The sequence below is a fragment of the Mesorhizobium sp. WSM4820 genome, from assembly GCF_055811075.1.
This window is the reverse complement of sequence record NZ_JBVVQN010000089.1, coordinates 1-487: the sequence shown is the minus strand read 5'-3', so window position 1 is coordinate 487 and position 487 is coordinate 1. Positions and strand designations below refer to the sequence as shown.

1 pseudogene is annotated in these 487 nt (G+C 62.2%); it reads right to left on the bottom strand.

Annotated features, from left to right (window positions below):
- A pseudogene (locus AC0L2R_RS33845) lies at positions 1–487 on the bottom strand (OmpA family protein); the annotation flags it as partial.

Here is a 487-nt window from a genome sequence, read left to right as displayed (position 1 = left end):
ATTGGCCATCGCGCACCTTTTGTTCGGCAACGATGATGCCCGGCTGGGTTCCCAGTCGCGACACATAGGCCTGCCAGTGCTCCGCCGCGCGTGCTTCGGGGCTCACATCACGAACCTTGGAGATGTCGAATACCGGTCCGCCTGCCTCAAGCTGTCGGGCCGCTGCGCGTGCCCGATCTATCCAGGTGTCGGGAGCGTCACCCTCGGCAACGATGCGATCATTGACGATCGAAAATCGTACTGAATCCGGCGGAGCTAGCGACGCCGTTAGCCGCTTCAGCACGAACTCCGGCTCAAGGCTCTGATAGAATTGCCACTGCGAACGAACGCGGGCGGGATCGACCTGCGTTCCGGACAGCAAAGCCTGCGGGTCGGCGGCAAGCGGGTCTCTCAGGCCGGCAATATAGAATTGGCCATCGCGCACCTTTTGTTCGGCAACGATGATGCCCGGCTGGGTTCCCAGTCGCGACACATAGGCCTGCCAGCG